This is a genomic window from Pseudomonas tructae, from assembly GCF_004214895.1.
GTDB lineage: Bacteria > Pseudomonadota > Gammaproteobacteria > Pseudomonadales > Pseudomonadaceae > Aquipseudomonas > Aquipseudomonas tructae.
Window position 1 is genome coordinate 4,642,036 of the sequence record NZ_CP035952.1, and the last position, 25,357, is coordinate 4,667,392.

The 25,357-nt window shown below is 60.7% G+C and carries 22 protein-coding genes; 14 read left to right on the forward strand and 8 right to left on the reverse strand.

The genetic code is table 11. From position 1 onward, the window contains the following. Positions 1-75 precede the first annotated feature (75 nt). Positions 76-762, reverse strand: coding sequence for a M949_RS01915 family surface polysaccharide biosynthesis protein (locus EXN22_RS21260; RefSeq protein ID WP_130265909.1), 687 nt, complete (start codon positions 760-762; stop codon positions 76-78). Between the two features lie 118 nt (positions 763-880). Here EXN22_RS21260 and rapA point away from each other — a divergent pair, with 118 nt between their 5' ends. Next, positions 881-3,727, forward strand: coding sequence for an RNA polymerase-associated protein RapA (gene rapA / locus EXN22_RS21265; RefSeq protein WP_130265910.1), 2,847 nt, complete (start codon positions 881-883; stop codon positions 3,725-3,727). Between the two features lie 100 nt (positions 3,728-3,827). On the opposite strand, the gene EXN22_RS21270 is transcribed toward rapA, so the two are convergent. Next, a complete protein-coding gene (locus tag EXN22_RS21270; protein WP_130265911.1) occupies positions 3,828-5,180 on the reverse strand; it encodes a spinster family MFS transporter in 1,353 nt (450 codons plus the stop codon). A 278-nt stretch (positions 5,181-5,458) separates the two neighbouring features. On the opposite strand from EXN22_RS21270, the gene EXN22_RS21275 reads away from it, so the two are divergent. Next, complete coding sequence (locus EXN22_RS21275; RefSeq protein WP_130265912.1) at positions 5,459-7,735, forward strand: putative bifunctional diguanylate cyclase/phosphodiesterase; 2,277 nt, start codon at positions 5,459-5,461, stop codon at positions 7,733-7,735. Here EXN22_RS21275 and EXN22_RS21280 read toward each other — a convergent pair. Continuing rightward, complete coding sequence (locus tag EXN22_RS21280) at positions 7,635-8,522, reverse strand: NAD(P)-dependent oxidoreductase (protein WP_130265913.1); 888 nt, start codon at positions 8,520-8,522, stop codon at positions 7,635-7,637. The genes EXN22_RS21275 and EXN22_RS21280 overlap by 101 nt on opposite strands. A 201-nt stretch (positions 8,523-8,723) precedes the next feature. On the opposite strand from EXN22_RS21280, the gene EXN22_RS21285 reads away from it, so the two are divergent. After that, on the forward strand, positions 8,724-10,904 hold the full coding sequence (locus tag EXN22_RS21285; RefSeq protein WP_130265914.1) for a hypothetical protein: 2,181 nt from the start codon (positions 8,724-8,726) through the stop codon (positions 10,902-10,904). Between the two features lie 177 nt (positions 10,905-11,081). Here EXN22_RS21285 and EXN22_RS21290 read toward each other — a convergent pair whose 3' ends face one another. Then, complete coding sequence (locus EXN22_RS21290; protein WP_130265915.1) at positions 11,082-11,387, reverse strand: DUF2288 domain-containing protein; 306 nt, start codon at positions 11,385-11,387, stop codon at positions 11,082-11,084. A 362-nt stretch (positions 11,388-11,749) separates the two neighbouring features. Here EXN22_RS21290 and EXN22_RS21295 point away from each other — a divergent pair, with 362 nt between their 5' ends. The 6 genes from EXN22_RS21295 (at position 11,750) to EXN22_RS21325 (ending at position 17,122) form a co-directional block, all read left to right on the forward strand. Beyond that, on the forward strand, positions 11,750-12,877 hold the full coding sequence (locus EXN22_RS21295) for a branched-chain amino acid ABC transporter substrate-binding protein (RefSeq protein ID WP_130265916.1): 1,128 nt from the start codon (positions 11,750-11,752) through the stop codon (positions 12,875-12,877). Between the two features lie 226 nt (positions 12,878-13,103). Continuing rightward, entirely contained in the window at positions 13,104-14,027 is a 924-nt protein-coding gene (gene livH, locus EXN22_RS21305; RefSeq protein WP_045185823.1) for a high-affinity branched-chain amino acid ABC transporter permease LivH, read from the forward strand. Further along, positions 14,024-15,280: a high-affinity branched-chain amino acid ABC transporter permease LivM gene (locus tag EXN22_RS21310; RefSeq protein WP_130265917.1), complete on the forward strand. Its 1,257-nt coding sequence runs from the start codon at positions 14,024-14,026 to the stop codon at positions 15,278-15,280. The genes livH and EXN22_RS21310 overlap by 4 nt, the downstream gene beginning before the upstream one ends. Beyond that, positions 15,277-16,044 carry a high-affinity branched-chain amino acid ABC transporter ATP-binding protein LivG gene (livG, locus tag EXN22_RS21315; RefSeq protein ID WP_130265918.1) on the forward strand — a complete coding sequence of 256 codons (768 nt, stop codon included), beginning with the start codon at positions 15,277-15,279 and terminating at the stop codon, positions 16,042-16,044. The genes EXN22_RS21310 and livG overlap by 4 nt, the downstream gene beginning before the upstream one ends. After that, positions 16,045-16,746 (forward strand): ABC transporter ATP-binding protein, encoded by a 702-nt coding sequence (locus EXN22_RS21320; protein ID WP_130265919.1) that lies wholly within the window; start codon positions 16,045-16,047, stop codon positions 16,744-16,746. Between the two features lie 139 nt (positions 16,747-16,885). Then, positions 16,886-17,122 (forward strand): hypothetical protein, encoded by a 237-nt coding sequence (locus EXN22_RS21325; protein ID WP_130265920.1) that lies wholly within the window; start codon positions 16,886-16,888, stop codon positions 17,120-17,122. Positions 17,123-17,125: 3 nt separating this feature from the next. Here the strand turns inward: EXN22_RS21325 and EXN22_RS21330 are convergent, their stop codons facing one another. Further along, complete coding sequence (locus tag EXN22_RS21330; RefSeq protein ID WP_130265921.1) at positions 17,126-18,034, reverse strand: LysR family transcriptional regulator; 909 nt, start codon at positions 18,032-18,034, stop codon at positions 17,126-17,128. Between the two features lie 107 nt (positions 18,035-18,141). Between EXN22_RS21330 and EXN22_RS21335 the strand changes: the two genes are divergently transcribed. The 3 genes from EXN22_RS21335 (at position 18,142) to EXN22_RS21345 (ending at position 21,205) form a co-directional block, all read left to right on the forward strand. Beyond that, positions 18,142-18,741: a short chain dehydrogenase gene (locus tag EXN22_RS21335; RefSeq protein ID WP_130265922.1), complete on the forward strand. Its 600-nt coding sequence runs from the start codon at positions 18,142-18,144 to the stop codon at positions 18,739-18,741. A 69-nt stretch (positions 18,742-18,810) separates the two neighbouring features. Beyond that, a complete protein-coding gene (locus tag EXN22_RS21340) occupies positions 18,811-19,485 on the forward strand; it encodes a COG3650 family protein (RefSeq protein ID WP_130265923.1) in 675 nt (224 codons plus the stop codon). Positions 19,486-19,591: 106 nt separating this feature from the next. After that, positions 19,592-21,205 (forward strand): NAD(P)/FAD-dependent oxidoreductase, encoded by a 1,614-nt coding sequence (locus tag EXN22_RS21345; RefSeq protein WP_130265924.1) that lies wholly within the window; start codon positions 19,592-19,594, stop codon positions 21,203-21,205. A 78-nt stretch (positions 21,206-21,283) separates the two neighbouring features. Here EXN22_RS21345 and EXN22_RS21350 read toward each other — a convergent pair whose 3' ends face one another. Continuing rightward, a complete protein-coding gene (locus EXN22_RS21350) occupies positions 21,284-22,378 on the reverse strand; it encodes a PLP-dependent cysteine synthase family protein (protein WP_130265925.1) in 1,095 nt (364 codons plus the stop codon). Positions 22,379-22,599: 221 nt separating this feature from the next. On the opposite strand from EXN22_RS21350, the gene nhaA reads away from it, so the two are divergent. Beyond that, the gene (gene nhaA / locus EXN22_RS21355) at positions 22,600-23,781 is read left to right on the forward strand and encodes a Na+/H+ antiporter NhaA (protein WP_130265926.1); all 1,182 of its coding nucleotides are present in this window, start codon (positions 22,600-22,602) and stop codon (positions 23,779-23,781) included. A gap of 66 nt (positions 23,782-23,847) precedes the next feature. Here the strand turns inward: nhaA and EXN22_RS21360 are convergent, their stop codons facing one another. Further along, positions 23,848-24,312, reverse strand: coding sequence for an outer membrane lipoprotein (locus tag EXN22_RS21360; protein ID WP_130265927.1), 465 nt, complete (start codon positions 24,310-24,312; stop codon positions 23,848-23,850). A gap of 147 nt (positions 24,313-24,459) precedes the next feature. Between EXN22_RS21360 and EXN22_RS21365 the strand changes: the two genes are divergently transcribed. After that, a complete protein-coding gene (locus EXN22_RS21365; RefSeq protein WP_130265928.1) occupies positions 24,460-24,696 on the forward strand; it encodes a hypothetical protein in 237 nt (78 codons plus the stop codon). Here the strand turns inward: EXN22_RS21365 and pdxH are convergent. Continuing rightward, positions 24,693-25,340, reverse strand: a complete 648-nt coding sequence (gene pdxH, locus EXN22_RS21370; protein ID WP_130265929.1) for a pyridoxamine 5'-phosphate oxidase — start codon at positions 25,338-25,340, stop codon at positions 24,693-24,695. The two genes, EXN22_RS21365 and pdxH, sit on opposite strands and share 4 nt — an antisense overlap. Positions 25,341-25,357: the final 17 nt, after the last annotated feature.

A 25,357-nucleotide genomic window follows, 5' to 3' on the forward strand; every position in this document is an offset into this window, starting at 1 on the left:
CCAACTATGTCGGCTGATGGCCATGGGCCTTGAGCTAGCAGCGGTCAAATGTGTGGGTGACGTCACAGTTATCCGTTACTGGTCCTCTTCCTCGTCCGCCGGGGCAGGCTGGGCCTCGCTCCACGGGCGCTTGAGCACTTTATTCCAGACCTCGTTCAAATGATCGCGCAGCACCTGTGGCGCGCTCTGCAGCGAAGGGCTGTCTTCGCGCTCGCCGCCATAGGGTTCCTCGCCCTCGATCGCAATCAGTGACTGGCCATTGATAGCATAGCTGGCCTCGCCCTCGCGCAGCTCGACACGCAGCTCATGGGGATCGACGCCACCGCCGCAGAAGGCATGACTGGCAACGGTCAGTTCAGCCACGCCGTCATTGTCGAGGTCGCTGACGCCACTGACATCGGTGTAAAAGCCGACATCCAGGTCGAGCCCGGGGCACGTGGTTTCGCTCTCGATGTTCCAGTGCGGCTTGAAGCTGTCATCGGCCTGGCGCTCATAGCGTGTTGCGCTGAGCACTACACGATCGACGTCCTGATTGGTTTCCTCGTCGCGGACCTGGTCGTCATTGCGGCTCAGCACCAGCAAGCCTTCGCCCTCCTGGTCGCGGTAATGCACGCTCTGCACCGGCGATTGCACGCCCAGTGCTTCAAGTTGCGCTGCGGGAATCGGCGCAAGTATTTCGAAACCTTTCTTGTCACAGGCACCCAGCAGTAGCAGTCCCGCCACGGCCAGCGTTCGGATGAACCACGGGTTGGAGATCGGCATGGCTGTATCGGGCCCTCATTGGCGACAGCGGTTTTCGTCGATGAAGTTGCTAGACTCTTTGGTCTGCACGGAGCTATCCGTTAAGATAGTCGGCTTTTCATGGCGGGAGTCAGGCAGTATGGCGCAGCAGTATCAACCGGGGCAACGCTGGATCAGCGACAGCGAAGCCGAGCTAGGCCTGGGGACCGTTCTGGCACAGGACGGCCGCTTGTTGACCGTGCTCTACCCGGCCACTGGCGACACCCGTCAGTACGCCCTGCGCAATGCGCCCCTGACCCGCGTGCGTTTCTCGCCGGGCGACCAGATCATTCATTTCGAGGGCTGGAAGCTGACCGTGCGCGAGGTCGAGGATGTCGACGGCCTGCTGGTCTACCATGGCCTCGACGCCCAGAACCAGGCCCGCACCCTGCCGGAAACCCAGCTGTCGAACTTCATCCAGTTCCGCCTGGCCAGCGACCGTCTGTTCGCCGGGCAGATCGACCCCCTGCCGTGGTTCTCGCTGCGCTACAACACCCTGGAGCACACCAGCCGTCAGCTGCAATCGTCGCTCTGGGGCCTGGGTGGCACCCGCGCACAACCGATCGCCCACCAGTTGCACATCGCCCGCGAAGTGGCCGACCGCATCGCCCCGCGGGTACTGCTGGCCGACGAAGTGGGCCTGGGCAAGACCATCGAAGCCGGCCTGGTCATTCATCGCCAGTTGCTCTCGGGCCGCGCCAGCCGCGTGCTGATCCTGGTTCCGGAGAACCTGCAGCACCAATGGCTGGTGGAAATGCGTCGGCGCTTCAACCTGCAGGTCGCGCTGTTCGATGCCGAGCGCTTTATCGAAAGCGACGCCAGCAACCCCTTCGAGGATGCCCAACTGGCGCTGGTCGCCCTGGAATGGCTGACCGAAGACGAAAAGGCCCAGGATGCACTGTTCGCCGCCGGCTGGGACCTGCTGGTGGTCGACGAGGCTCACCACCTGGTCTGGCATGAAGACCAGGTCAGCCCCGAGTACGCCCTGGTCGAGCAACTGGCCGAGATCATCCCCGGTGTCCTGCTACTCACCGCAACCCCGGAGCAACTGGGCCAGGACAGCCACTTCGCGCGCCTGCGCCTGCTTGATCCGAACCGTTTCCACGACCTTGCCGCCTTCCGCGCCGAGAGCGAACACTATCGCCCGGTAGCCGAAGCGGTACAGGAACTGCTCGACGAAGGCCGCCTGTCGCCCAAGGCCCACGCCACCATCGAAGGTTTCCTCGGCGCCGAAGGCGAAGCCCTGCTGGCAGCGGTCAACGATGGCGATACCCAGGCCAGTGCCCGCCTGATCCGCGAGTTGCTGGACCGCCACGGCACCGGCCGGGTGCTGTTCCGTAACACCCGCGCCGCCGTTCAGGGCTTTCCTGAACGCAACCTGCACCCCTACCCGCTACCCAACCCCGACCAGTACATGGAGCTGCCGCTGGGCGAGCACGCCGAGCTGTACCCGGAAGTGGCCTTCCAGTCCCAGGGCGAAGGCGGTGAAGAGGAGCGCTGGTGGCGTTTTGATCCACGGGTCGACTGGCTGATCGACACCCTGAAGATGCTCAAGCGGGTCAAGGTCCTGGTGATCTGTGCCCACGCCGAAACCGCCATGGACCTGGAAGACGCCCTGCGCGTGCGTTCCGGCATTCCAGCCACGGTGTTCCATGAAGGCATGAGCATCCTTGAGCGTGACCGCGCCGCCGCCTACTTTGCCGACGAAGAGTTCGGTGCCCAGGTATTGATCTGCTCGGAAATTGGCAGTGAAGGCCGCAACTTCCAGTTTGCCCATCACTTGGTGCTGTTCGACCTGCCAGCCCACCCGGACCTGCTTGAGCAGCGTATCGGCCGTCTGGACCGGATCGGCCAGAAGCACACCATCGAGCTGCATGTTCCGCACCTGCAGAACAGCCCGCAAGAGCGTCTGTTCCAGTGGTACAACCAGGCCCTGAACGCCTTCCTCAACACCTGCCCGACCGGTAACGCCCTGCAACATCAGTTCGGCCCACGCCTGCTGCCACTGCTCGAAAGCGGTGACGACGATGAATGGCAAGCGCTGGTGGACGAAGCCCGTGCCGAGCGCGAGCGCCTTGAAGCCGAGCTGCACAGTGGCCGCGACCGCCTGCTTGAACTCAATTCCGGGGGCGCCGGTGAAGGCCAGGAACTGGTCGAAGCGATCCTTGAGCAGGATGACCAGTTCGCCCTGCCGATCTACATGGAAACCCTGTTCGACGCCTTTGGCATCGACAGCGAAGACCACTCGGAAAACGCCCTGATCCTCAAACCGAGCGAAAAAATGCTCGACGCCAGCTTCCCGCTGGGCGACGACGAAGGCGTGACCATCACCTACGACCGCAACCAGGCGCTGTCACGCGAAGACATGCAGTTCATCACCTGGGAGCACCCGATGGTCCAGGGCGGCATGGACCTGGTGCTGTCCGGCTCGATGGGCAACACCTCGGTAGCCTTGATCAAGAACAAAGCGCTCAAGCCGGGTACTGTCCTGCTGGAGTTGCTGTACGTCAGTGAGGTTGTGGCGCCGCGTGCCCTGCAACTGGGCCGTTACCTGCCACCGGCGGCCTTGCGCTGCCTGCTCGACACCAACGGTAATGATCTGGCTTCGCGGGTCTCGTTCGAGACCCTCAACGACCAGCTCGAAAGCGTGCCCAAGGCCAGCGCCAACAAGTTCATCCAGGCCCAGCGCGATGTGCTGGCGCCACGAATCAACAGTGGCGAAACCAAGATCATGCCGCGGCATGCCGAACGCGTTGCTGAGGCCCAGCGGCGACTGGCAGCGGAAACCGACGAAGAACTGGCGCGCATGACTGCGCTGCAAGCGGTCAACCCAAGCGTGCGCGACAGCGAAATCGAGGCGCTGCGCAAGCAACGTGAACAAGGCTTGGCGATGCTGGAAAAAGCGGCGCTGCGTCTGGAAGCGATTCGGGTGCTGGTCGCCGGTTAATTCGCGTCGAATCAATCGCGGGGCAAGTCGAATCGTCGCACCGCCGCTCCCACAGGATGTCGCTGTGGGAGCGGCGGTGCGACTTGCCCCGCGATGTTTTTCAAGCCACCACAGGCTTGATGCCCAGCGCCTCACTATCCGCCACCATCCCTTCCCTCATCCGTTGCGCATCCCGGCTAAAACACCGCGAGGCCAGCAACAGGAACCCCAGCGTCAACATCAACGCAATCGGTATCAGGTACATCGCGCCATGCAGGCCTTCAGCCTTGAACGCCTCGCTCATCTGCACTGCCCCCGCCGCCTGCATCGCTGTCAGCGCAAAATGATCCGATAGCGCGCCGACCACCACCGGCCCCAGGCCGCCACCCAGCAGATACAGCCCGGCAAAGAACAATGCCATCGCCGTAGCCCTTAGTCGTGGCTGCACCACATCCTGAATCGCGGTGTAAACGCAGGTGTAGAAGTTATAGGCAAACAGCCAGCCAACCCCAAACACGGCCACGAACACGCCGATCTCGGTCCGCCCGGCGTGCAACGCCCAGGCTGTCGCCACAGTCGCTACCAGCATACTCAAGGCCCCGAACAACAAGCGCCCGTTGGCAAAGCGCTGGTGCACCTTGTCAGCAATCCAGCCACCGAGGGTCAGGCCCACCAGGCCGGTCAGGCCGACAATCAAACCGGTGGCCACCGCAGCCTGCTGCAGCGAGAGAAGGAAGTAGCGCTGCAGCATCGGTACCATGAATGAGTTGCACGCGTAGCTGGCAAAATTGAAGGTCAGCCCCGCCAGCACCAACCAGCAAAAGGTCGGTATGCTCAACAGCCTCCGTAAGGGGCGGTCCAGTGGCGCCTGGGAAATCGCCACCGGCTCTGCCGCCCCGCGCGCCGGCTCGCGGATCATGAACATGAACACCGCCAACAACAGCCCCGGCACTGCAGCGATGAAGAATGGCGCCCGCCAGCTGTCAAAAGCCTGCACCATTGCACCAATGCTGAAGAACGCCAGCAGCAACCCCAGCGGCAGCCCGAGCATGAAAATACCCATGGCCCGCGCCCGCCGCTGCGCCGGGAACAGGTCACCGATCAGCGAGTTGGCCGCCGGCGCATAACTGGCCTCGCCGATCCCCACCCCCATGCGCACCAGCAAAAAGCTCCAGAAGCTGCCAACCATGCCGTTGACCGCTGTCAACCCGCTCCAGGCCACCAGACCCCAGCCCATCAATTTGCTGCGCGAGCCGTTGTCGGCCAGCCGCCCCAGTGGTAGCCCGGCAATCGCGTAGACCAAGGTAAAGGCAGTGCCGATCAGACCGATCTGGAAGTCGCTCAGATGCCACTCGAGGCGGATCGGCTCCATGATGATGGCGGGAATGGTGCGATCGAAGAAGTTGAACAGGTTGGCCAGAAACAACAGGAACAGGATTCGCCAGGCGTTCGCCGCTTGAGTGGAGCTCTGCATCGATCAGTCCCTCTTTATTATTGTTCGGGGCTTTCCAGCACGCCGGACTCAATCTAGAAGGCAATCTGCGATCTGTCTGCCACCATTGACCGCACTGATACCGGGTAATTGTAACCATTTGCACTTTTAGAACCCGACGCTATTACCTCAATGAACAAATCATAGAGATCAATTGGCCATTATTCAGGATGGACTAATCATCCCTTCCTATACTCCTGCAGAACGGTCTCCAAGTGAGGTATGGGGGCACGCGTGCACACTCGACCAAGAGAGATGCTATGGAGTGGCTGGGGCTGCAAATGCTCGCCGAACTTCCGGCAACCGGACAAATCCTAATTGATTGCAGGCATAACCCGTACCTGCTGCTGCTTGCGTTCCTGATCGCTTGTGCCGGCAGCTTCGCCACACTCGACATGGCCGAGCGCCTGAGCCATGTCGAACTCCCGGCAGCCCAGCGCCAGTGGCGTCTGTTAGGTGCTTGCTGCCTGGCCGGCGGCATCTGGGCCATGCATTTCGTCAGCATGCTGGCCCTGCAAACCCCGCTGGACGTGCACTTCGACGTCGCCCTGACCGGCGCCTCGTTGTTGATCATGCTGCTGGCCGCCTGGATGGCCATGAATACCCTGGGCCGCCAGGAACTGCAGCCGCGTCACTATGTGCAAGCAGCGGTGTGCTTTGGCCTGGGTATCGTTGCCATGCACTACACCGGCATGGCCGCCATGCGCTCCACTGCGCAGCAGTTCTATCGCCCGGACCTGGTCGCAGCCTCGGCTGCCGCCGCCATTGCCACCAGCCTTGCTGCCTTGTTGTTCGCGCGTTTTTTTCGTAACGGCAGCGGTACGCTCTACCTGGTGATGAAATATGGCGCCAGCCTGATACTCGCCGCCGGCATTGTCGCTACCCATCTGCTGGGGATGGCGGCATTGACCCTGGTGATCCCTCCCGATACGCCACTGTCGCTGCCAGTCAGTGACAACAGCCTGCAACTGAGCCTGACGATTGCCTTTATTACCCTGCTGATCAGCGCCAGCAGCATCAGCGCGGCACTGTCGGACAAAAAGCTGCAAAGCAAGGAGCATGACCTGCGCCGGGTCAACGTACTGCTTAGCCAACTGGACCAGGCGCGGGTATCGCTGCAGCAGGCGGCCCATTACGATGCACTGACCAACCTGGTCAATCGCCGGGGTTTCAACCAGGTGTTCGCCGAGCGCCTGGCCGAGCAAACGGCCAATGATGGCATGCTGGCGGTGATGTTCCTGGACATTGACCACTTCAAACGCATCAACGACAGCCTTGGCCATGATGCGGGCGACGAGTTGCTCAAGGTGATTGCCGCACAGATAAAGACCGCCACCCGCAGCCAGGACGTGGTCGCCCGGTTTGGCGGCGACGAGTTCTGCATCCTCACTGCCTTGCATAGCCGTGATGAGGCCCGGCACCTGGCCCAGCGCATCATGCAGAAGATGAAAGAGCCGATCGACCTGGCCGGGCGGCGCATGGTCATGACCACCAGCATCGGCATCAGCGTATTCCCCGATGACGGCCACAGTTGCGAAGAACTGCTGAAAAACGCCGACCTGGCCCTGTATCAATCCAAGGGTTGCGGGCGCAACATCCTCAACTTCTTCAACAGTAACCTGAAAACCCGGGCAACCCTGGAACTGCAACTAGAGGAAGAACTGCGTATCGCCCTGCTCGAAGAGCGTGGTTTGCGCATTCATTACCAACCGATTTTTGACCTGCACTCCGGCCAGGTCGCCAAGCTTGAAGCGCTGGTACGCTGGCAGCACCCGCAGCATGGATTGCTCAGCCCCGACCGTTTCATCGGTATTGCCGAAGCCAACGGCCTGATAGCCGACCTGGACTTGTGGGTACTGCGCCATGCCTGTGCCGACCTCGCCCAGCTCAACCGTCATGGCTATGACGGCCTGAAAGTCACGGTCAACTGCTCGGCGCTGACCCTGGCTCGCGAAGAGCTGGCCTGGGAAGTCGAGGACGCTCTGCGCCAAGCCGGGATCCCGGCGCGCCAACTGGAGCTGGAAGTCACCGAAAACGCCCTGATGGGCAACATTCACAACACCATCGCCTTGCTCAAGGGTATTCGGGCCCAGGGTGTATCGCTGTCGATCGATGACTTCGGTACCGGCTACTCGTCACTGGCCTACCTCAAACGCCTGCCGCTGGACACGCTGAAGATCGATCGATCATTCATTCAAGATGTACCGCGCTGCCGACAGGACATGGAAATCGTCCAGGCGATCATCGTCATGGCCCATACCCTGCATCTGCAAGTCATCACCGAAGGTGTCGAGACCATCGAGCAGTACCAGTTTCTTGCCCAGCATGGCTGCGATTACCTCCAGGGTTACCTGCTCAGCCGACCGCTACCGCTGGGCGAGCTGCGCCCGGTGCTGGGCGAACTCAACCAGCGCCATGAACAGGCACTGGAGCGGTTCAATCCTTTTGCCGGTACAGATCAATCAATGTCGCCGGATCTTTTTGCAGATAGCCCTGACTACCGTGCAAGCGCATCAGTTGCGCGGCCAGGCCGCTGATCGGCGTCGCCGAGCCCTGCTCGCGGGAGAACGTCACGGCGCTGTCCAAGTCCTTGAGCAAGGTCCGCACGTGCCACTTGACTGGCTCGAAACGGCTTTCGGCCATTTGCGGGGCGAGAATCTGCAAGGGTTTTGAATCGGCAAAACCGCCGGCCAGGGCTTCGGCGATCAGGCGGGCGTCTACGCCCGATTGCTCGGCCAGCGCTACAACTTCGGCAATTACCAAGGCATTGCAGGCAACGATCATCTGGTTGCACGCCTTGGTCACCTGCCCTGCGCCTACCGGCCCCATGTGGGTGACCCGCTGGCCGAGGGTCAGCAAAATCGGCCGCACCCGATCAAGATCTGCCGCCGTACCACCGGCCATGATTACCAGGGTGCCGGCTTCGGCGCCCGGGGTGCCGCCGGATACCGGTGTATCGAGCCAGCCCATGCCGGTGCTGGTCGCCAGTTCACTGGCCATTTCCCGAGTGGCCGTCGGCTCCAGGCTGGAGAAATCCACCAGCAACTGGCCGGCCTTGCCACCTGCGGCAATTCCCTCGTGGCCAAACACCACCTCGCGTACCACTGCGGTATCGGCCAGGCACAGCATCAACACATCGGCGTGCTGACACAGCTCGGCCGGGGTTGCCACCTGACGTGCGCCGGCCTCGACCAGTTCGGCGCATTTGTCCGGCGAACGGTTCCAGACCGTCAGCGGATAACCCGCTGCCAACAGTCGCCGGCACATGGGCAATCCCATCAGACCGATACCGGCAAACCCCAACAAAGGACGTGCAGTGCTCATGAATAGCTCCAGACAAATTAAAGAAGTTGACTGATCGGACGATTCAGTTTGCAGGCGTGACAAGGAAAACTCTTACATCGGCATAGGGTGCCCCCCTATCGCTCACGCCAAATGCGCGCTGATACAGTCGCGAACCTTACCCAGTGATGGCTCTATGCTACCTACTAGAACAGCCACCCACCCCCAGGCAAATGGCGCAAAATGACCTCCAAGACTACTTCTGCCAACGCGGTTTCCGAGCTGACTTCATCCACTCCCGCGTACAGCGCTCCCGGCTCGAGTTACTACAGCCCGCGGACGCTTAACCCGCAGCAGTACCTGTACTACACCGAAACCGATATCCAGCGCATCCTCGATAACCTGGACGGCCTGCGTGACCTGGTGTTCCCGCCCAGCGTGCATGTCGAAGACGACACCCAACTGCGCCTGGACCAGCAATTCCCTTCGGTGTGCCTGATCGGCCTGGGCCGCTGTGGCTCGAACATCGCCTTGGATGTTGCAGAACTTGTATACAACGCCAGGACCTTTTACCTCAACGAATTCAACAACGAAGACCGCGCCAGCAGCGAACCGAACTACAGCCCCGCGCGCTGGATTCGCAACAACCTGCGCCTGGTGCAGAACAAGAGCGCCAAGCCAGTGTTCCTGGTAGAGCCGCTGGTAATGCTCGGTGACCTGGACAAGGACATCGCCGGCCGCATCCGTTTTTCGCGCAAGGGTGAAAAAAGCGGGTTCATCCGCGACTACAGCAAAATGAAGATCATGGACCTCTCCGAAGTCCATGCAGGCGGTGCCGGTAACGCGCCGATTCTCGGCCAGTACCTGGCCAAGATCATTCTCAACAAGGAAACCCAGCGCTTCTCCAGCGCCGACTGGAAGCTGATCCACTCCTACCTGATCGACTCCTGCGGGATCAAGGCCAACCAGTCGCGGCTGTACTTCTACATCTTCAGTGCCGGTGGCGGTACCGGTTCGGGCATGGCCTCGGAGTTCGGCCTGGCCCAGCAGTATTCGTACATGAACAAGACCTTCGACACCAAGCCGGCCGACGAAAACGACGGCAAGAGCGGTCATTCGTTTGTCTTCGAGCCGATCTTCACCAGCGGCATCTGCGTGCTGCCGAATATTTCCGATCACCGCAGCGAAATGTCCGAAGCCCTGCACATCAACGCCGGCCGGCTGCTGTGCAAGTACCTGTCCGAAGAGTGGGACTTCTCGTACAACTTCGACAACGAGGACAGCAGCGAAGCCAGCGTCATGGGTCGTATCCGCCCCTGGAACGCCATGATGCTGATTTCCAACGACATCATGCGCTACGCCGAAGCGAACGATGACGGCAACATCCAGAACATTGATGTCAATGCCATGGAGAAGCACGCCAACCAGTACATCTCCCAGCAGATCTTCAACATCCTCACCGCCCAGGCGGTCACCACCGACTACGACCAGAACTACTTCCGTCGCGCCGGCATCGACATTGGCGAAACCATCCGCCTGGATGCCAACGACCTGTTCATGAGCCTGGCAGGCCCGGTGGCGATTGCCTATGCCGAATCGGTAGTACCGGAACAGCCGTCGCCAAGCTCGGACAAGTTCAAGGTGTTCGAGAAAGAACAACCAAGGCTGAACATCGACGATCTGTTCTTCCGCTCCATCGACCTGCCGCACTTCAACAAGGTGACCCAGGCGATCGAAGGCATCAGCCTGCTGCCCATCGAGTCCAGCCGCTACCGCGCCGCCCTTGAGCAATACCAGGCCTCCGGTTATGACGCGGCGGCGCTGCACGACCTGCATTTCTTCAAGAACTGCTCGTCGGTTGTGTCGATCGTGTCCCTGCCCAAGGACTACAAGCTGTCTTACATGGACCTGAACCGGCTCAAGACTCATCTCAACAGCCTGTTCCCCAACACCACGCTCAAGCGCTATGCACTGGTGATCGGTGCCTCGGCCAACCTGTCGCTGACCACCCTGATTGCCAAGAGCCCATGCCTGTCAGACGACTTCCTGACCCTGATCGTGGCTTTCATCAAGCGCTGCTTTGCGCGTAACCCGTACCGTTTCGACGATACCCTGGACAATGCCGTCCTCGAGTTCATCACCAGCGACGTCTTCGATGAAGACCGCATCGACGACCTGCTCAACGAGTTCGAGAACCCGGCGAAGATCCTCGATACCAACTGGTACGCGATCAAACCGATGTACGAGAAAAAATACCGCGAGCTGATCAACGACAAGAGCAAGTTCGTCTCGATCAATGACATCCGGCTGTCACGCGAATGCGTGAAGAAAGCGGTGAAGTACCTGCGTGAGATTTACCGCCACCGCATTGGCAAGACCCGGGTGATCTCGTTGAACAGTCATACCGGAAAAGTTGATTACTGATTGAAAGCATCGCGGGGCAAGCCCGCTCCTACACATAGGAGCGGGCTTGCCCCGCGATCAGACTGTTACCGCACTGTCTCGGCACACCCAACTGTTACCAACAGCCACCCTGGCTGAACAGTCCCGCGCACCAAAACCTCCTCGCTGTGCATTTTCACGCACCAATTTGGCGCGCGATCAGCCTTTGGCCTTCTCCTGAATCACGATAAACGGCGAAACGACCACTGCCCAGATCTCTGGATCGCGGCTCTGAAGGTCTAGCGCCTGCTGCGCAGTGACCGCGCCGACAGTGCCATCATCACGCCACTTAGCAAAGGCATCGCTACGGTTTTCGGCCATTGCCTGTGCAACTTTGATCAGGTCCAGGCTCGGGTCGACCCAAATCAGGTCACCCTTGGCCCAAAAACGCTCCAGCGCTTTCCACTCGATTGTTGCCGTCTCGCCGAGCAATTTGGCATAGAGGGTGCTTGCTTGATCAGTCATGGGTTCCTACCAGAAATAATTCGACCGCAGTAAAGGTCGGTATTTTTGCAGAAAAACCCAGTTTCAAAATAAGTAATTGATCGACAAGGTGGTAAATGCCCGGGTTTGACCAGAGTAACTGGCAAAACGATGGCGCATTTATATAACTTTCTGTCGATTAGGCGACACCCCCGGTTTTTGCCCCAGCGGGCCTGCTTTTCAAGCGACAAAGCAGCGCTCTACACTGTACCGGTACAGTTGCCAGGGCCGATCCGGGGGTTATCCGGGTCTGTGGCGAGGCGTGGCCTCCCATGGAACCTGATCCGGTCCTCAAGCTCTGGCCGCCAGGACTATAAAAATTACAACAGAATGAGTGGAGCACTATGAGTAAGGCTACTAAGCAGATTTCCAAGCTGTTTGCCGCAATGGTACTGGCCGGGGTTGCCAGCCATTCGTTTGCAGCCGATACCATCAAGATCGGCATCGCCGGCCCGAAAACCGGCCCGGTCACTCAGTACGGCGACATGCAGTTCATCGGTGCAAAACAGGCCATCAAGGACATCAACGCCAAGGGCGGCGTCGACGGCAAGATGCTTGAAGCCAAAGAATACGATGACGCCTGCGACCCTAAACAGGCCGTGGCAGTCGCCAACAAAGTGGTCAACGACGGCGTCAAGTACGTGGTCGGCCACCTGTGCTCCAGCTCCACCCAGCCTGCGTCCGACATCTATGAAGATGAAGGCGTGATCATGATCACCCCGGCTGCCACCAGCCCGGAAATCACCTCCCGCGGCTACAAGCTGATCTTCCGCACCATCGGCCTGGACAGCGCCCAGGGCCCGGCGGCCGGCAACTACATCGCCGACCACGTCAAACCGAAAGTGGTTGCGGTACTGCACGACAAACAGCAGTACGGTGAAGGTATCGCCAGCGCCGTCAAAACCACCCTCGAAGGCAAAGGCGTCAAGGTTGCCGTGTTCGAAGGCCTCAACGCCGGCGACAAGGACTTCTCTTCGATCATCCAGAAGCTCAAGCAAGCCAACGTCGACTTCGTCTACTACGGCGGCTACCACCCGGAGCTGGGCCTGATCCTGCGTCAAGCCAAAGAGAAAGGCCTGAACGCCAAGTTCATGGGCCCCGAAGGTGTTGGTAACGACTCCATCTCGCAAATCGCCCAGGGTGCCTCCGAAGGCCTGCTGGTCACCTTGCCCAAGTCCTTCGATGCCGACCCTGCGAACAAGGCCATCGCCGACGCTATCAAAGCAGATGGCAAAGACCCTAGCGGCCCGTTCGTATTCCCGGCCTACTCGGCTGTCCAGCTGATCGCCGAAGGCATCAAGGCCGCCAAGTCCGAAGACTCCGACAAGGTAGCAGCAGCCATCCATGCCGGTACCTTCAAGACCCCGACCGGTGACCTGTCGTACGACGCCAAAGGCGACCTGAAAGACTTCAAATTCGTGGTCTACGAATGGCATTTCGGCAAACCTAAAACCGAAGTTTCTCCTCAGTAACCCCGTCTGACTACATGACCACAAGCCCACTGTGCGAGCAGTGGGCTTTGTTTTACGAGGTTCATGGACCTTGTTCCCGCGATCCGGGAGCGGGTTCACCTGAAAATCTTAAAACCGTCACCAGCGGTTCGCTGACAGTGCCTGTACCAAAGTGGCCAAGACCACACGACCGGGCCGGGGGCATCCCCACCAGTGAAATGCGTATCAGGTTTTTAGGAGCGCTGTAATGCCTGAGATCTATCACTTCTTCCAACAGCTGGTTAATGGCCTGACCATTGGCAGCACCTATGCCTTGATAGCCATTGGCTACACAATGGTTTACGGCATCATTGGAATGATCAACTTCGCCCATGGCGAGGTGTACATGATTGGTTCCTACGTGGCGTTCATTGCCCTTGCCGGGCTGGCCATGATGGGTATTGATTCACTGCCGATATTGATGACCGTCGCTTTCGTCGCCACGATCTTCGTAACCAGTGCCTATGGCTACAGTATCGAACGGGTCGCCTACCGTCCGTTGCGTAACAGCAACCGGTTGATCCCGCTGATTTCTGCCATCGGTATGTCGATTTTCCTGCAAAACACCGTATTGCTATCCCAGGACTCCAAGGACAAGTCCATCCCCAACCTGATCCCTGGGAGCATCTCCTTCGGCCCGGGCGGCGCAGAGGAAGTGCTGATCTCCTACATGCAGATCCTGGTTTTCATCGTCACCCTGGTGGCCATGACCGGTTTGACCCTGTTCATCTCCCGCTCGCGTCTGGGCCGGGCCTGCCGGGCCTGTGCCGAAGACATCAAGATGGCCAACCTGTTGGGCATCAACACCAACAACATCATCGCCCTGACCTTCGTCATCGGTGCGGCCCTGGCCGCCGTGGCGGCGGTACTGCTGAGCATGCAGTACGGCGTGATCAACCCCAACGCCGGCTTTCTGGTGGGCTTGAAGGCTTTCACCGCGGCAGTGTTGGGCGGCATCGGCAGTATTCCGGGCGCCATGCTCGGTGGGCTGGTGCTGGGGGTGGCTGAAGCCTTTGGTGCCGATATCTTCGGTGACCAGTACAAGGACGTGGTGGCGTTCGGCCTGTTGGTTCTCGTGCTGTTGTTCCGTCCGACCGGCATTCTCGGCCGTCCGGAGGTTGAAAAAGTATGAACAAAAATCTCAAACAGGCGTTCTTCAGCGCCTTGCTGGTCTGGGCCGTGGCCTTCCCGGTACTGGGACTCAAGCTCAGCATCGACGGCATCAACCTGATCGTTCACAGTCAGGGGCCGTTCACTATCACGGTGATTGCCGTGTGCTCGGTGCTGATGTTCCTGCGTGTGCTGTTTGACAAGCAGTGGAGTACCGTTACTCGGCGGCGCTCCGATCGCAAGCTGATCTCGCCGGCGGTGAGCAACTTCCTGACCCTGCCCAAGACTCAGCGCTGGGTCATCCTCGGCCTGATCATGGTTGCCCTGGTCTGGCCGTTCTTCGGCTCGCGCGGCGCGGTCGACATCGCCACCCTGATCCTGATCTACGTGTTGCTGGGCCTGGGCCTGAACATCGTGGTCGGTTTGGCGGGCCTGCTCGACCTGGGTTATGTCGGCTTCTACGCCGTCGGCGCCTACAGCTACGCCCTGCTGTCGCACTACTACGGCCTGAGCTTCTGGATCTGCCTGCCGATTGCCGGCCTGATGGCGGCGACCTTTGGCTTTTTGCTCGGTTTCCCGGTACTGCGTCTGCGCGGTGACTACCTGGCCATCGTGACCCTGGGGTTCGGTGAGATCATCCGCCTGTTCCTGCGTAACCTCACCGGTCTTACCGGCGGTCCAAACGGGATCAGCAACATCGAGAAACCGACCTTCTTCGGCCTGACCTTCGAACGCAAGGCCGCCGAGGGCATGCAGACCTTCCACGAGTTCTTCGGCCTGCAGTACAACTCGATCAACAAGGTGATCTTCCTCTACCTGGTAGCACTGCTGCTGGCACTGCTGGCGCTGTTCGTGATCAACCGGCTGCTGCGCATGCCGATCGGTCGTGCCTGGGAAGCCCTGCGTGAAGACGAGATCGCCTGCCGCGCGCTGGGTCTGAACCCTACCGTGATCAAGCTGTCGGCGTTCACCCTGGGTGCCTGCTTCGCCGGTTTCGCCGGCAGCTTCTTCGCCGCGCGCCAAGGCCTGGTGACACCGGAGTCGTTCACCTTCATCGAATCGGCCATCATCCTCGCTATCGTCGTGTTGGGCGGCATGGGCTCTCAGTTGGGCGTGATTCTGGCGGCCATCGTGATGATCCTGCTGCCTGAACTGATGCGCGAATTCAGCGAATACCGCATGTTGATGTTCGGTGCGCTGATGGTGTTGATGATGATCTGGCGTCCGCAAGGCCTGCTGCCTATGCAACGTCCACATATGGAGCTGCGCCGATGAGCCGCGAAATTCTGCAAGTCAGCGGCCTGAGCATGCGCTTCGGCGGCTTGTTGGCGGTCAACGGCGTGGCCCTGACCGTCAAGGAAAAACAGGTGGTGGCGTTGATCGGCCCGAACGGCGCCGGCAAGACCACGGTGTTCAACTGCCTGACCGGCTTCTACAAGCCCAGTGAAGGCACCATCCTGCTCGATGGTCAACCGATCCAGGGCCTGGCCGGTCATGAGATCGCCCGCAAGGGCGTGGTGCGGACCTTCCAGAACGTGCGCCTGTTCAAAGAGATGACCGCCCTGGAAAACCTGCTGATCGCCCAGCACCGGCACCTCAATACCAACTTCCTCGCCGGTCTGCTCAAGACCCCGTCCTTCCGCCGCAGTGAGCTCGAAGCGAAGGAGTACGCACGGTACTGGCTGGAGAAGGTCAACCTGCTCGAGTTCGCCAACCGTCCCGCCGGCACGCTTGCCTATGGTCAGCAACGGCGTCTGGAGATCGCCCGCTGCATGATGACCCGTCCGCGGATCATCATGCTCGATGAACCGGCGGCCGGCCTGAACCCGAAAGAGACCGAGGATCTCAAGGCGCTGATCAGCGTGCTGCGCGAAGAGCACAATGTCACGGTGCTGCTGATCGAGCACGACATGAAGCTGGTCATGAGCATCTCCGACCACATTGTGGTGATCAACCAGGGCACGCCCCTGGCCGACGGTACGCCGGAACAGATCCGCGACAACCCTGAAGTGATCAAAGCCTACCTGGGGGAAGCGTAAATGCTGCAGTTCGAAAACGTTTCCACCTTCTACGGCAAAATCCAGGCACTGCACAGCGTCAACGTCGAGATCCGCCAGGGTGAGATCGTCACCCTGATCGGTGCCAACGGTGCCGGCAAGTCGACCCTGCTGATGACCCTCTGCGGCTCGCCGCAGGCGAGCAGCGGCAGCATCCGCTACCTGGGCGAAGAGCTGGTCGGCCAGTCGTCCTCGCACATCATGCGCAAAAGCATCGCCGTGGTCCCTGAGGGCCGCCGCGTGTTCGCCCGCCTGACCGTGGAGGAGAACCTGGCCATGGGCGGCTTCTTCACCGACAAGGGCGACTACCAGGAGCAGATGGACAAGGTCCTGCAACTGTTCCCGCGCCTGAAGGAGCGCTTCAGCCAGCGTGGTGGCACCATGTCCGGGGGCGAGCAGCAGATGCTCGCCATCGGCCGGGCGCTGATGAGCAAGCCCAAACTGCTGTTGCTCGACGAGCCTTCGCTGGGCCTGGCGCCAATCATCATCCAGCAGATCTTCGACATCATCGAGCAACTGCGCCGTGATGGCGTAACGGTGTTCCTGGTCGAGCAGAATGCCAACCAGGCATTGAAGGTCGCTGACCGCGCCTATGTACTGGAAAACGGCCGGGTGGTGATGGAAGGCACCGGCGAAGCGCTGCTCACCGACCCCAAGGTACGCGACGCTTACCTGGGTGGCTGATGGGCGCTGTGCAACACATGAAAAAAGGCCTTCGGGCCTTTTTTCATGCCCGCTGTAACGCTTCCAGGGCACGCGACTCTAGTGCTGCAGGTGAGCCAGAACACTGGCCCTCACCTCTTCCCTCTACTGGAGCCTTAGCATGAACAAGACCTTTCGCAGCGCTGCCCTCATCCTCACCCTGGGCTCGGGCCTGGCCTTCCTGCCCCTGGTGCACGCCGCCGATGACATGAACATGAGCAAGGAGGCGAGCATGGACAAGGACATGAAAATGGACAAGAAAATGGCCGACGAAAAGAAGATGGACATGACCAAGGAAAAAAAGATGGAAAAGAACGACAAGATGATGAAAAACGAAATGCACGACGACAAGATGTAAACCCTACAGGGTCTGCAATGCCTGACTGCCGCGCCTGAACCAACTCAGCAGGTAATCGGCCAGCACCTGGACCCGCTGGGGCATCCCGCCCTGATAGGGGTGCACCAGAAACAACGGTACGCTGCGCGTCTGATAATCGCGCAGCAACCACTGCAAACGGCCGTCAGCCAGTTCCGCGTGCAGCATGTACGAGGGCAGACGGGCGATCCCCGCGCCCAGTAGCGCCGCCTTCTTCAGCAGGCTGTAATGATTGCTGGCAAAGCTGCCAGCCACCTGCACCCGCAACAGTTCATGCTGCTGGTGGTATAACCACTCTTCACGACCGCTGTAATGGCTGTTGAGCAGGCAACGATGGCTGCCCAGCTCGGCCGGCACTCGCGGCTCGCCGTGACACTGCAGATACTGCGGGCTGGCACAGGTCAACTCCTGCATGGCCAGCAACGGGCGGGCAACCAGGCGCGCGTCATCCTCGACTTCAGTGCGAATCGCCAGGTCGAAGCCATCTCCCAGCAGGTCGCGATAACCGTTGTTCAGCTCAAGCTCGACCTGCAAATCCGGGTAACGGCTGGAAAACTCCAGCAACAGCCCTTCAAAAAACGTCTCGCCCAACGACACCGGCACGGTGATACGCACCGGGCCCGCCAGTTCGTCCTTGAGCATGGCCAGGGTCTGCCGCGCCCCTTCCATCTGCCGCACCAGTGCCTGCGCCTGAGGTAGCAACATGGCGCCAGCCGCCGTCAGGCTGAGCCTGCGTGTTGTGCGGTGCAGCAATATGACGCTGTGGCTGGCCTCCAGGGCGCTGATGCGCTTGGACAGTTGCCCCTTGCTCCAACCCAGTTGTTGCGCGGCCTGGGTGAAACTGCCGGCATCCATCAATACGGCAAAGGCCGCGAGGTCGTCGAGGTCGCTCATGGATTGTTTCCACACGAAAACCAAAGGTTGCCTATTAGCACGCTTATCTACAGAAAAATCCACCCTAGACTTGAGCCTGACTCCACATACCCACGAGGAACAGTTCAATGAAAATCCTGTTGATCGGCGCCAACGGTACCATCGGTTCGGCGGTTGCCACTGAGCTTGAGCAACGCCATGAAGTGTTGCGTATCGGCCGCAGCAGCGGCGACTACCAGGTCGACATCAGCGACAGCGCCTCGATCCGCCGCCTGTTCGAACAGACCGGACGTTTCGATGCCCTGGTCTGCGCCGCCGGCAACGTGACCTTCGCCCCCCTGGAGGAGATGAGCACGGAACACTTTGCCCTGGGCCTGGATGACAAGCTCATGGGCCAGGTCAACTTGCTGCTGATTGGCCGCGAGTTCATCAATGATGGTGGCTCGTTCACCTTTACCAGCGGCATCCTCAACCGTGACCCGATTCGCTCCGGCGCCTCGGCCGCGCTGGTCAATGGCGCCCTCGATGCCTTCGTCAAGGCCGCCGCCATCGAATTGCCTCGCGGCCTGCGGGTCAATGCCGTCAGCCCCACCGTACTGGTCGAAGCCATGTCGGCCTATGCCCCGTATTTCCGCGGATTCAAACCGGTGCCGGCCGCCGACGTGGCATTGGCTTATGCCAAGAGCGTCGAAGGCTTGCAGAGCGGCCAGATCTACCAGGTGGGCTAACGCTTGTGATCGGCGGTTAGCCTGCGTAACGTGGCGGCACCTTTTGCTCGAGATGCTGGAGTTTGCTTGATGCGTGCCGCCCCTTCGCTGTTGCTTGTCGCCTTGTTGCCACTGTTTGCCGGCTGCCAGCTGCTGGCTGAAAAGCCGCAAGCCGCCTCCACCACCGGTCAGACCCGCCTGCAGGGCGAACTGACGGCCCAGGGCGGACAACTGCTGTTCAAGCCCTGCGAAGAAACCCGCCGCTTTGCCGTCAATGACAGCGGCAACACCGGCCTGCTGCAGGAAGCTAGCGCACTGGCAGCCACCCCCGGCACGCTGTTCGCCGATGTGCGCGGGAATTTCTCTGCCAGCCAGAAGGCCGGCAACGACGGCCAGTTGAATGTGCAACGCCTGTACCGCGTGGAGCACTCCAGCAGTGCCTGCAGCGACCCCAACTTCAAGCGCCTGACCCTGCGCGCCAGCGGCCATGAGCCAGACTGGAGCCTCAAGGCCGGCGGCAAGGGCATGGTCCTGGAGCGTCTTGGCCAACCGTCGCTGGCCGTGCCTTACCTGGAGGAGCAACTGCCCGACGGTCGCTTCAGCCTGAGCACCGAAGCCAACGGCCAGAAAGTCGAGCTCTGGGTCGCCCCGCAACGCTGCGTCGACAGCGCCACCGGCAGCGTCCAGCACCTGAGCGCCGAGCTGCGGGTGAACGGCCAGACCCTGCGCGGTTGCGCCTACTACGGCGGCTCGCGCAACGACTGATCATCGGCGCCTGCGTTTAACCTGCCTGCAAAGGTGGCTAACAGCTTATACTTGGCGGTTTGTGTAAAGCCGCCGGCCGTTCATGGCCGGGATACTGGACCCTGCCATGTTACGAATCACCGAACTGAAGCTGCCGCTGGATCATCCTGATGAAGCCCTGCGCGAGGCCATCGTGCAACGCTTAGGGATCAGCGACGAGCAACTGCTGGACTTCACCCTGTTCAAACGCAGCTACGATGCGCGCAAGAAGAACAGCGAGCTGCTGTTCATCTATACCATCGACCTGAACGCGAGCAACGAAGCCGAACTGCTGCAAAAGTTCGCCGACGACCACAACGTCAACATCGCTCCCGATGTCAGCTACAAAGTGGTGGGCCAGGCCCCGGCCGACCTGCAGGAGCGTCCCATCGTTGTCGGTTTCGGCCCGTGCGGGATCTTTGCCGGCCTGCTGCTGGCGCAGATGGGCTTCAAGCCGATCATCCTCGAACGTGGCAAGGAAGTGCGCCAGCGCACCAAGGACACCTGGGGCCTGTGGCGTAAAAGCGTGCTCAACCCCGAGTCGAACGTGCAATTCGGTGAAGGCGGTGCCGGAACCTTCTCCGACGGCAAGCTCTACAGCCAGATCAAAGACCCACAGCACCATGGCCGCAAAGTCCTGCACGAGTTCGTCAAGGCCGGCGCCCCGGACGAAATCCTTTACATCAACAAGCCGCACATCGGTACCTTCCGCCTGACCAGCATGGTCGAGAAGATGCGTGAAGAGATCATCAGCCTGGGCGGCGAAGTGCGTTTCGAACAGAAAGTCACCGACCTGCTGATGGACGACGGCCAGCTCAATGGCGTGGTCCTGGAAAGCGGCGAGCAGTTGCATTCGCGGCATGTGGCCCTGGCCCTGGGCCACAGTGCCCGTGACACCTTCCGCATGCTGCATGCCCGCGGCGTGTTCATGGAGGCCAAGCCGTTTTCCATTGGCTTCCGTATCGAGCACCCACAATCGCTGATCGACCAGGCACGCCTGGGCAAGTACGCTGGCCACCCGAAACTTGGCGCCGCCGACTACAAGCTGGTGTACCACGCCAAGAACGGCCGTTCGGTCTACAGCTTCTGCATGTGCCCGGGCGGCACCGTGGTTGCCGCGACCAGCGAGCCGGGCCGGGTGGTCACCAACGGCATGAGCCAGTACTCGCGTAACGAGCGCAATGCCAACTCCGGCATTGTCGTTGGCATCACCCCTGAGCAGGACTACCCGGGCGGCCCGCTGGCCGGCATCGAACTGCAGGAAAAACTCGAAGCCCTCGCTTACGTACTCGGTGGCAGCAACTACCAGGCGCCGGCGCAACTGGTCGGTGACTTCGTTGCCGGGCGGCCTTCCACGGCCATCGGCAGTGTCGAGCCGTCTTATAAGCCGGGCGTCAACCTGGGCGACCTGGCCCCGAGCCTGCCGGCCTTCGCCATCGAAGCCATTCGTGAAGCGCTGCCGGCTTTCGATCGGCAGATCAAGGGTTACAATCTGCCTGATGCGGTATTGACCGGTATCGAAACCCGTACCTCATCGCCGCTGCGCATCACCCGTGACGCCAGCCTGCAGAGCCTGAACCTCAAGGGCCTGTTCCCGGCGGGTGAAGGTGCAGGGTATGCCGGCGGGATTCTGTCGGCAGGTGTTGACGGGATTCGCATTGCTGAAGCAGTGGCGCGCAGCATGCTGGGGCTGCAGGCCTGATAGGGCTATCGCGGGGCAAGCCCGCTCCCACAAGAGATGCAAACACTCTGTGGGAGCGGGCTTGACCCGCGATAGCTCTTAGACGCCCTCGCGCAACACCGACTCAGGCAACGCCTCGCCACGCTCGACACAAGCCGTCACCGCCTCGATCAACCCTTCCAGCTGATACCCCTGCCCGCTCAACCAATCCTGGTCATAGTAGGTGGTCGCATAGCGATCGCCGCCATCGCAGAGAATCGCCACGATCGACCCGGCTTCCCCCTTGGCGCGCATCTGCTGCGCTGCCGCCAGGGCGCCGATCAGGTTGGTGCCGCTCGAGCCCCCGACGCGCCGCCCCAGGCGCTGTGCCAGGTAATGCATGGCCGCCAGCGACAAGGCGTCCGGTACCTTGACCATGGCGTCGATCACCTGCGGTAAAAACGAAGCCTCGACCCGCGGCCGGCCGATGCCCTCAATGCGCGAACCACAGTCCAGGCGCAAGGAGCGGTCACCGCTCGTGTAGCAGTCGAAAAACACCGAGCGTTCGGCATCGGCGCACAGCACCCGCGTGGCATGCTGGCGATAACGTACATAACGGCCCAGGGTGGCGGTGGTGCCGCCCGTGCCCGGACTGGAAATCAGCCAGCTCGGCTCGGGAAACTGCTCAAAATGCATCTGGGCAAAGATCGACTCGGCGATGTTGTTGTTCGCCCGCCAGTCGGTGGCGCGCTCGGCATAGGTAAACTGGTCCATGAAGTGCCCGCCGCTTTCCCGGGCCAGGCGCTCAGATTCGGCGTAGATCTGTGTCGGATCCTGTACCAGGTGGCTCTGACCACCGTAGAAAGCGATCTGGGCGATCTTTTCCTGCGAGGTGCTGGCAGGTACCACGGCGATGAAAGGCAGGCCGAGCAGGCGTGCAAAATAGGCTTCGGAAATCGCCGTCGAGCCGCTGGACGCTTCGATCACCGGCGCTCCCGGGCGCAACCAGCCATTACACAGGGCATACAGAAACAATGAACGCGCCAACCGGTGCTTGAGACTGCCGGTGGGGTGGCTCGACTCGTCCTTGAAATACAGCTCGACGGCGGGAAAGCCAGGCAACGGCAGCGGGATCAGATGGGTGTCGGCACTGCGTTGAAAATCCGCTTCGATAATACGGATCGCTTCACGGGCCCACTGGCGGTGATCGTTCATGGTCGATTCTCGGGCAATAAAAGACGAAGTTCAGCAGAACATATTAGGAAAATTCTGATAGCTCCCACAGATACAGCCACGGTGAATTATCGACCGCAACTGCTAGGCTGCTTGGCGTGAGTTGGTTACAGCTTATAACAAAAACGAATATAGTTTTTGTTTTAAAGAATATCCCCTCAGGGTAGGGTGTGGCCCTATCAGAACCTTCATGGAGATTGCCCTTGCCCCTGCGTAGCACTTTCACTCGTTTCTTTCAGTTGGAAGCTGCCAGCGGTCTATTACTGATTGCTGCAGCTGCCCTGGCCCTGATCATCAACAACTCGCCGCTGTCGTACCTGTACAACGGCCTGCTGGATGTGCCCGTGGTCGCCCAGGTCGGCGCGCTGAAAATCGCCAAGCCCCTGCTGTTGTGGATCAACGACGGATTGATGGCCCTGTTCTTCCTGTTGATCGGCCTCGAGGTCAAGCGCGAGGTGGTTGACGGCCACCTGTCCAAGCCCTCGCAGATCGTCCTGCCGGGTGCTGCTGCCATCGGCGGCATGGTAGTGCCGGCGCTGATCTACTGGTTCCTCAACAAGGACAACCCGGCCGCTGTGGCGGGCTGGGCCATCCCCATGGCCACCGACATCGCTTTCGCCCTTGGCGTGCTGGCCCTGCTGGGCAAGCGTGTACCGGTCTCACTCAAATTGTTCCTGATGACCCTGGCAATCATCGACGACCTGGGTGCAATCATCGTCATCGCCCTGTTCTACTCCGGCACCTTGTCGAGCCTGTCGCTGGGCCTGGCGGCAGCCTGCCTGCTGGTACTGATCGCCATGAACCGCATGGGCGTGGTCAAGCTCGGCCCGTACATGGTGGTCGGCCTGATCCTCTGGGTCTGCGTACTCAAGAGTGGCGTACATGCCACGCTGGCGGGCGTCACCCTGGCACTGTGCATTCCATTGCGCACCAAAAACGCCGAGCCTTCGCCGCTGCTGAGCCTGGAGCATGCCCTGCACCCCTGGGTCGCTTATGGCATCTTGCCGCTATTCGCCTTTGCCAATGCCGGCGTGTCGCTCACCGGTGTTACCCTCGAAAGCTTCACCCACCACGTGCCGATGGGTATTGCCGTGGGCCTGCTGCTGGGCAAAACCCTTGGGGTGTTCGGCTTCGCCTGGGTGACGATCAAGGCCGGCATGGCCGCCTTGCCTGCGGGCGCCAACTGGGGCCAGGTGCTGGGGGTAGCGATTCTCTGCGGCATCGGCTTCACCATGAGTCTGTTCGTCGGCTCCCTGGCCTTCTTACCAGGTAGCAGCGAGTACGCCGGCATGGACCGCATGGGTATTCTCACCGGCTCCATTCTTGCAGCGCTGATCGGCTATGGCATCACCGCGCTGTCGAGTCGCAAGCCCGTCACGGCCTGAGCCTTACGGCAATAAAAAACCCCGACCGGCATTGCCGCGTCGGGGTTTTTAATGGGGGTGAAAAACTCAGTGAGTCACCCGGCTGGTACCGTCGACGGTCATAATCCGTACCCGCTCGCCGACACGGAAGATTTCGTTCTGCTGCACCGCCTGCACATAGGCACGCATGCTACCGTCGTCTTCACGCACGGTGATCTCGACACCTTGGGTGCGGGTCAGGCCTTCTTCGGCTGCAGAACCTGCCAGGCCACCGGCCACGGCACCGATCACGGCGGCAACGATACTGCCGCGACCACCACCCACCGCGCTACCGGCGACACCGCCGACGATCGCACCGGCACCACCGCCGATCGGGGTTTTGGTACCTTCGATTTTTACCGGTCGCAGGGACTCGATGGTGCCCATGCGCACGGTCTGCACACGGCGCGCTTCATCTCGGGAGTACGAATCGCCAGTCAGGCTCGAGGCACAACCACCCAGCAGCATCGACATGGTGGTGAGGGTTGCCAGCAGCAGAACAGATTTACGCATTGGATGATCTCCGTAAGACAGATGCTCATTAGACTCCGCGCATTGACGACTGTCACGACACATGCGGGGTAAAATTGCTTCCATTCAGCTTCCGTACAGCCTGTGCTATCGGGGCAGCCTGTAGAAACTTCTAGCGCAAGGATAGACATGGATTACTTCATCGTCGTTATAACCACCGTGGCAGGCCTGTACTTCCACTGGTGGATCTACGTTCGCATCAAGCGCTGGATGGACCGCGACCTGGCCTTGTCGCTGGCAGGCCAGGACGAAGGCAAGAAGGCTTTCATGCTACAACGTCTGGACAGCGCCAAGACACAAAAGGTCAAACGCAGTGAACTGGCGGCCTGGCTGGAACGCGAGGCCGCCGGTTACCAGGCCGATTAAGGCGCGAGACGCTCACGCAGCCAGTTGCCTTGCTGCAAGCGGTAGTTGAGGCGGTCGTGCAGGCGGCTGGCACGCCCCTGCCAGAACTCGATGCGCTCGGGCAGCAGACGATAACCACCCCAGTGCTTCGGGCAATGCGGTTGGCTGTCGCTAAAACGCTGTTCGGTGGCCTTGACCAGGCCCTCCAGCTCGGCGCGGTCGGCGATCACCCGGCTTTGCGGCGAGGCCCAGGCCCCCAGACGGCTGCCCAGCGGGCGAACCTGGTAATACTCGTCCGATTCCTGCGCAGTAACCTTCTCTACCTTGCCTTCGATACGCACCTGGCGCTCCAGCGCCGGCCAGAAGAAGGTCATGGCCGCGAACGGGTTGTCCACCAGTTGCTGGCCCTTGGCGCTGTCATAGTTGGTGAAGAAGGTGAAGCCCTGATCGTCCAGGCCCTTGAGCAGGACGATCCGGCAATGTGGGCGGCCATCGGCATCCACCGTCGCCAGGGTCATGGCATTGGCTTCCACCGGAGGCTGCTCGGTCTTCACGGCGTCATCGAACCACTGACGAAACAACGCGAAGGGCTGTTCCGGCGCCTGCTCTTCGGTCAGGCCATCACGGGTGTAATCGCGGCGCATATCGGCCAGTGACTGGGTCATTACTGCGTTCCTTGACG

Excerpts from the sequence above, each read along its gene's own strand:
- EXN22_RS21280 (WP_130265913.1), bottom strand. The coding sequence starts at position 8,522 with ATGAGCACTGCACGTCCTTTGTTGGGGTTTGCCGGTATCGGTCTGATG.
- EXN22_RS21310 (WP_130265917.1), top strand. The coding sequence starts at position 14,024 with ATGAACAAAAATCTCAAACAGGCGTTCTTCAGCGCCTTGCTGGTCTGG.
- EXN22_RS21260 (WP_130265909.1), bottom strand. The coding sequence starts at position 762 with ATGCCGATCTCCAACCCGTGGTTCATCCGAACGCTGGCCGTGGCGGGA.
- EXN22_RS21285 (WP_130265914.1), top strand. The coding sequence starts at position 8,724 with ATGACCTCCAAGACTACTTCTGCCAACGCGGTTTCCGAGCTGACTTCA.
- EXN22_RS21275 (WP_130265912.1), top strand. The coding sequence starts at position 5,459 with ATGGAGTGGCTGGGGCTGCAAATGCTCGCCGAACTTCCGGCAACCGGA.
- EXN22_RS21290 (WP_130265915.1), bottom strand. The coding sequence starts at position 11,387 with ATGACTGATCAAGCAAGCACCCTCTATGCCAAATTGCTCGGCGAGACG.
- EXN22_RS21340 (WP_130265923.1), top strand. The coding sequence starts at position 18,811 with ATGCGTGCCGCCCCTTCGCTGTTGCTTGTCGCCTTGTTGCCACTGTTT.
- EXN22_RS21345 (WP_130265924.1), top strand. The coding sequence starts at position 19,592 with ATGTTACGAATCACCGAACTGAAGCTGCCGCTGGATCATCCTGATGAA.
- EXN22_RS21330 (WP_130265921.1), bottom strand. The coding sequence starts at position 18,034 with ATGAGCGACCTCGACGACCTCGCGGCCTTTGCCGTATTGATGGATGCC.
- EXN22_RS21360 (WP_130265927.1), bottom strand. The coding sequence starts at position 24,312 with ATGCGTAAATCTGTTCTGCTGCTGGCAACCCTCACCACCATGTCGATG.
- livH (WP_045185823.1), top strand. The coding sequence starts at position 13,104 with ATGCCTGAGATCTATCACTTCTTCCAACAGCTGGTTAATGGCCTGACC.
- EXN22_RS21295 (WP_130265916.1), top strand. The coding sequence starts at position 11,750 with ATGAGTAAGGCTACTAAGCAGATTTCCAAGCTGTTTGCCGCAATGGTA.
- pdxH (WP_130265929.1), bottom strand. The coding sequence starts at position 25,340 with ATGACCCAGTCACTGGCCGATATGCGCCGCGATTACACCCGTGATGGC.
- EXN22_RS21365 (WP_130265928.1), top strand. The coding sequence starts at position 24,460 with ATGGATTACTTCATCGTCGTTATAACCACCGTGGCAGGCCTGTACTTC.
- livG (WP_130265918.1), top strand. The coding sequence starts at position 15,277 with ATGAGCCGCGAAATTCTGCAAGTCAGCGGCCTGAGCATGCGCTTCGGC.
- EXN22_RS21270 (WP_130265911.1), bottom strand. The coding sequence starts at position 5,180 with ATGCAGAGCTCCACTCAAGCGGCGAACGCCTGGCGAATCCTGTTCCTG.
- EXN22_RS21335 (WP_130265922.1), top strand. The coding sequence starts at position 18,142 with ATGAAAATCCTGTTGATCGGCGCCAACGGTACCATCGGTTCGGCGGTT.
- EXN22_RS21320 (WP_130265919.1), top strand. The coding sequence starts at position 16,045 with ATGCTGCAGTTCGAAAACGTTTCCACCTTCTACGGCAAAATCCAGGCA.
- EXN22_RS21350 (WP_130265925.1), bottom strand. The coding sequence starts at position 22,378 with ATGAACGATCACCGCCAGTGGGCCCGTGAAGCGATCCGTATTATCGAA.
- EXN22_RS21325 (WP_130265920.1), top strand. The coding sequence starts at position 16,886 with ATGAACAAGACCTTTCGCAGCGCTGCCCTCATCCTCACCCTGGGCTCG.
- rapA (WP_130265910.1), top strand. The coding sequence starts at position 881 with ATGGCGCAGCAGTATCAACCGGGGCAACGCTGGATCAGCGACAGCGAA.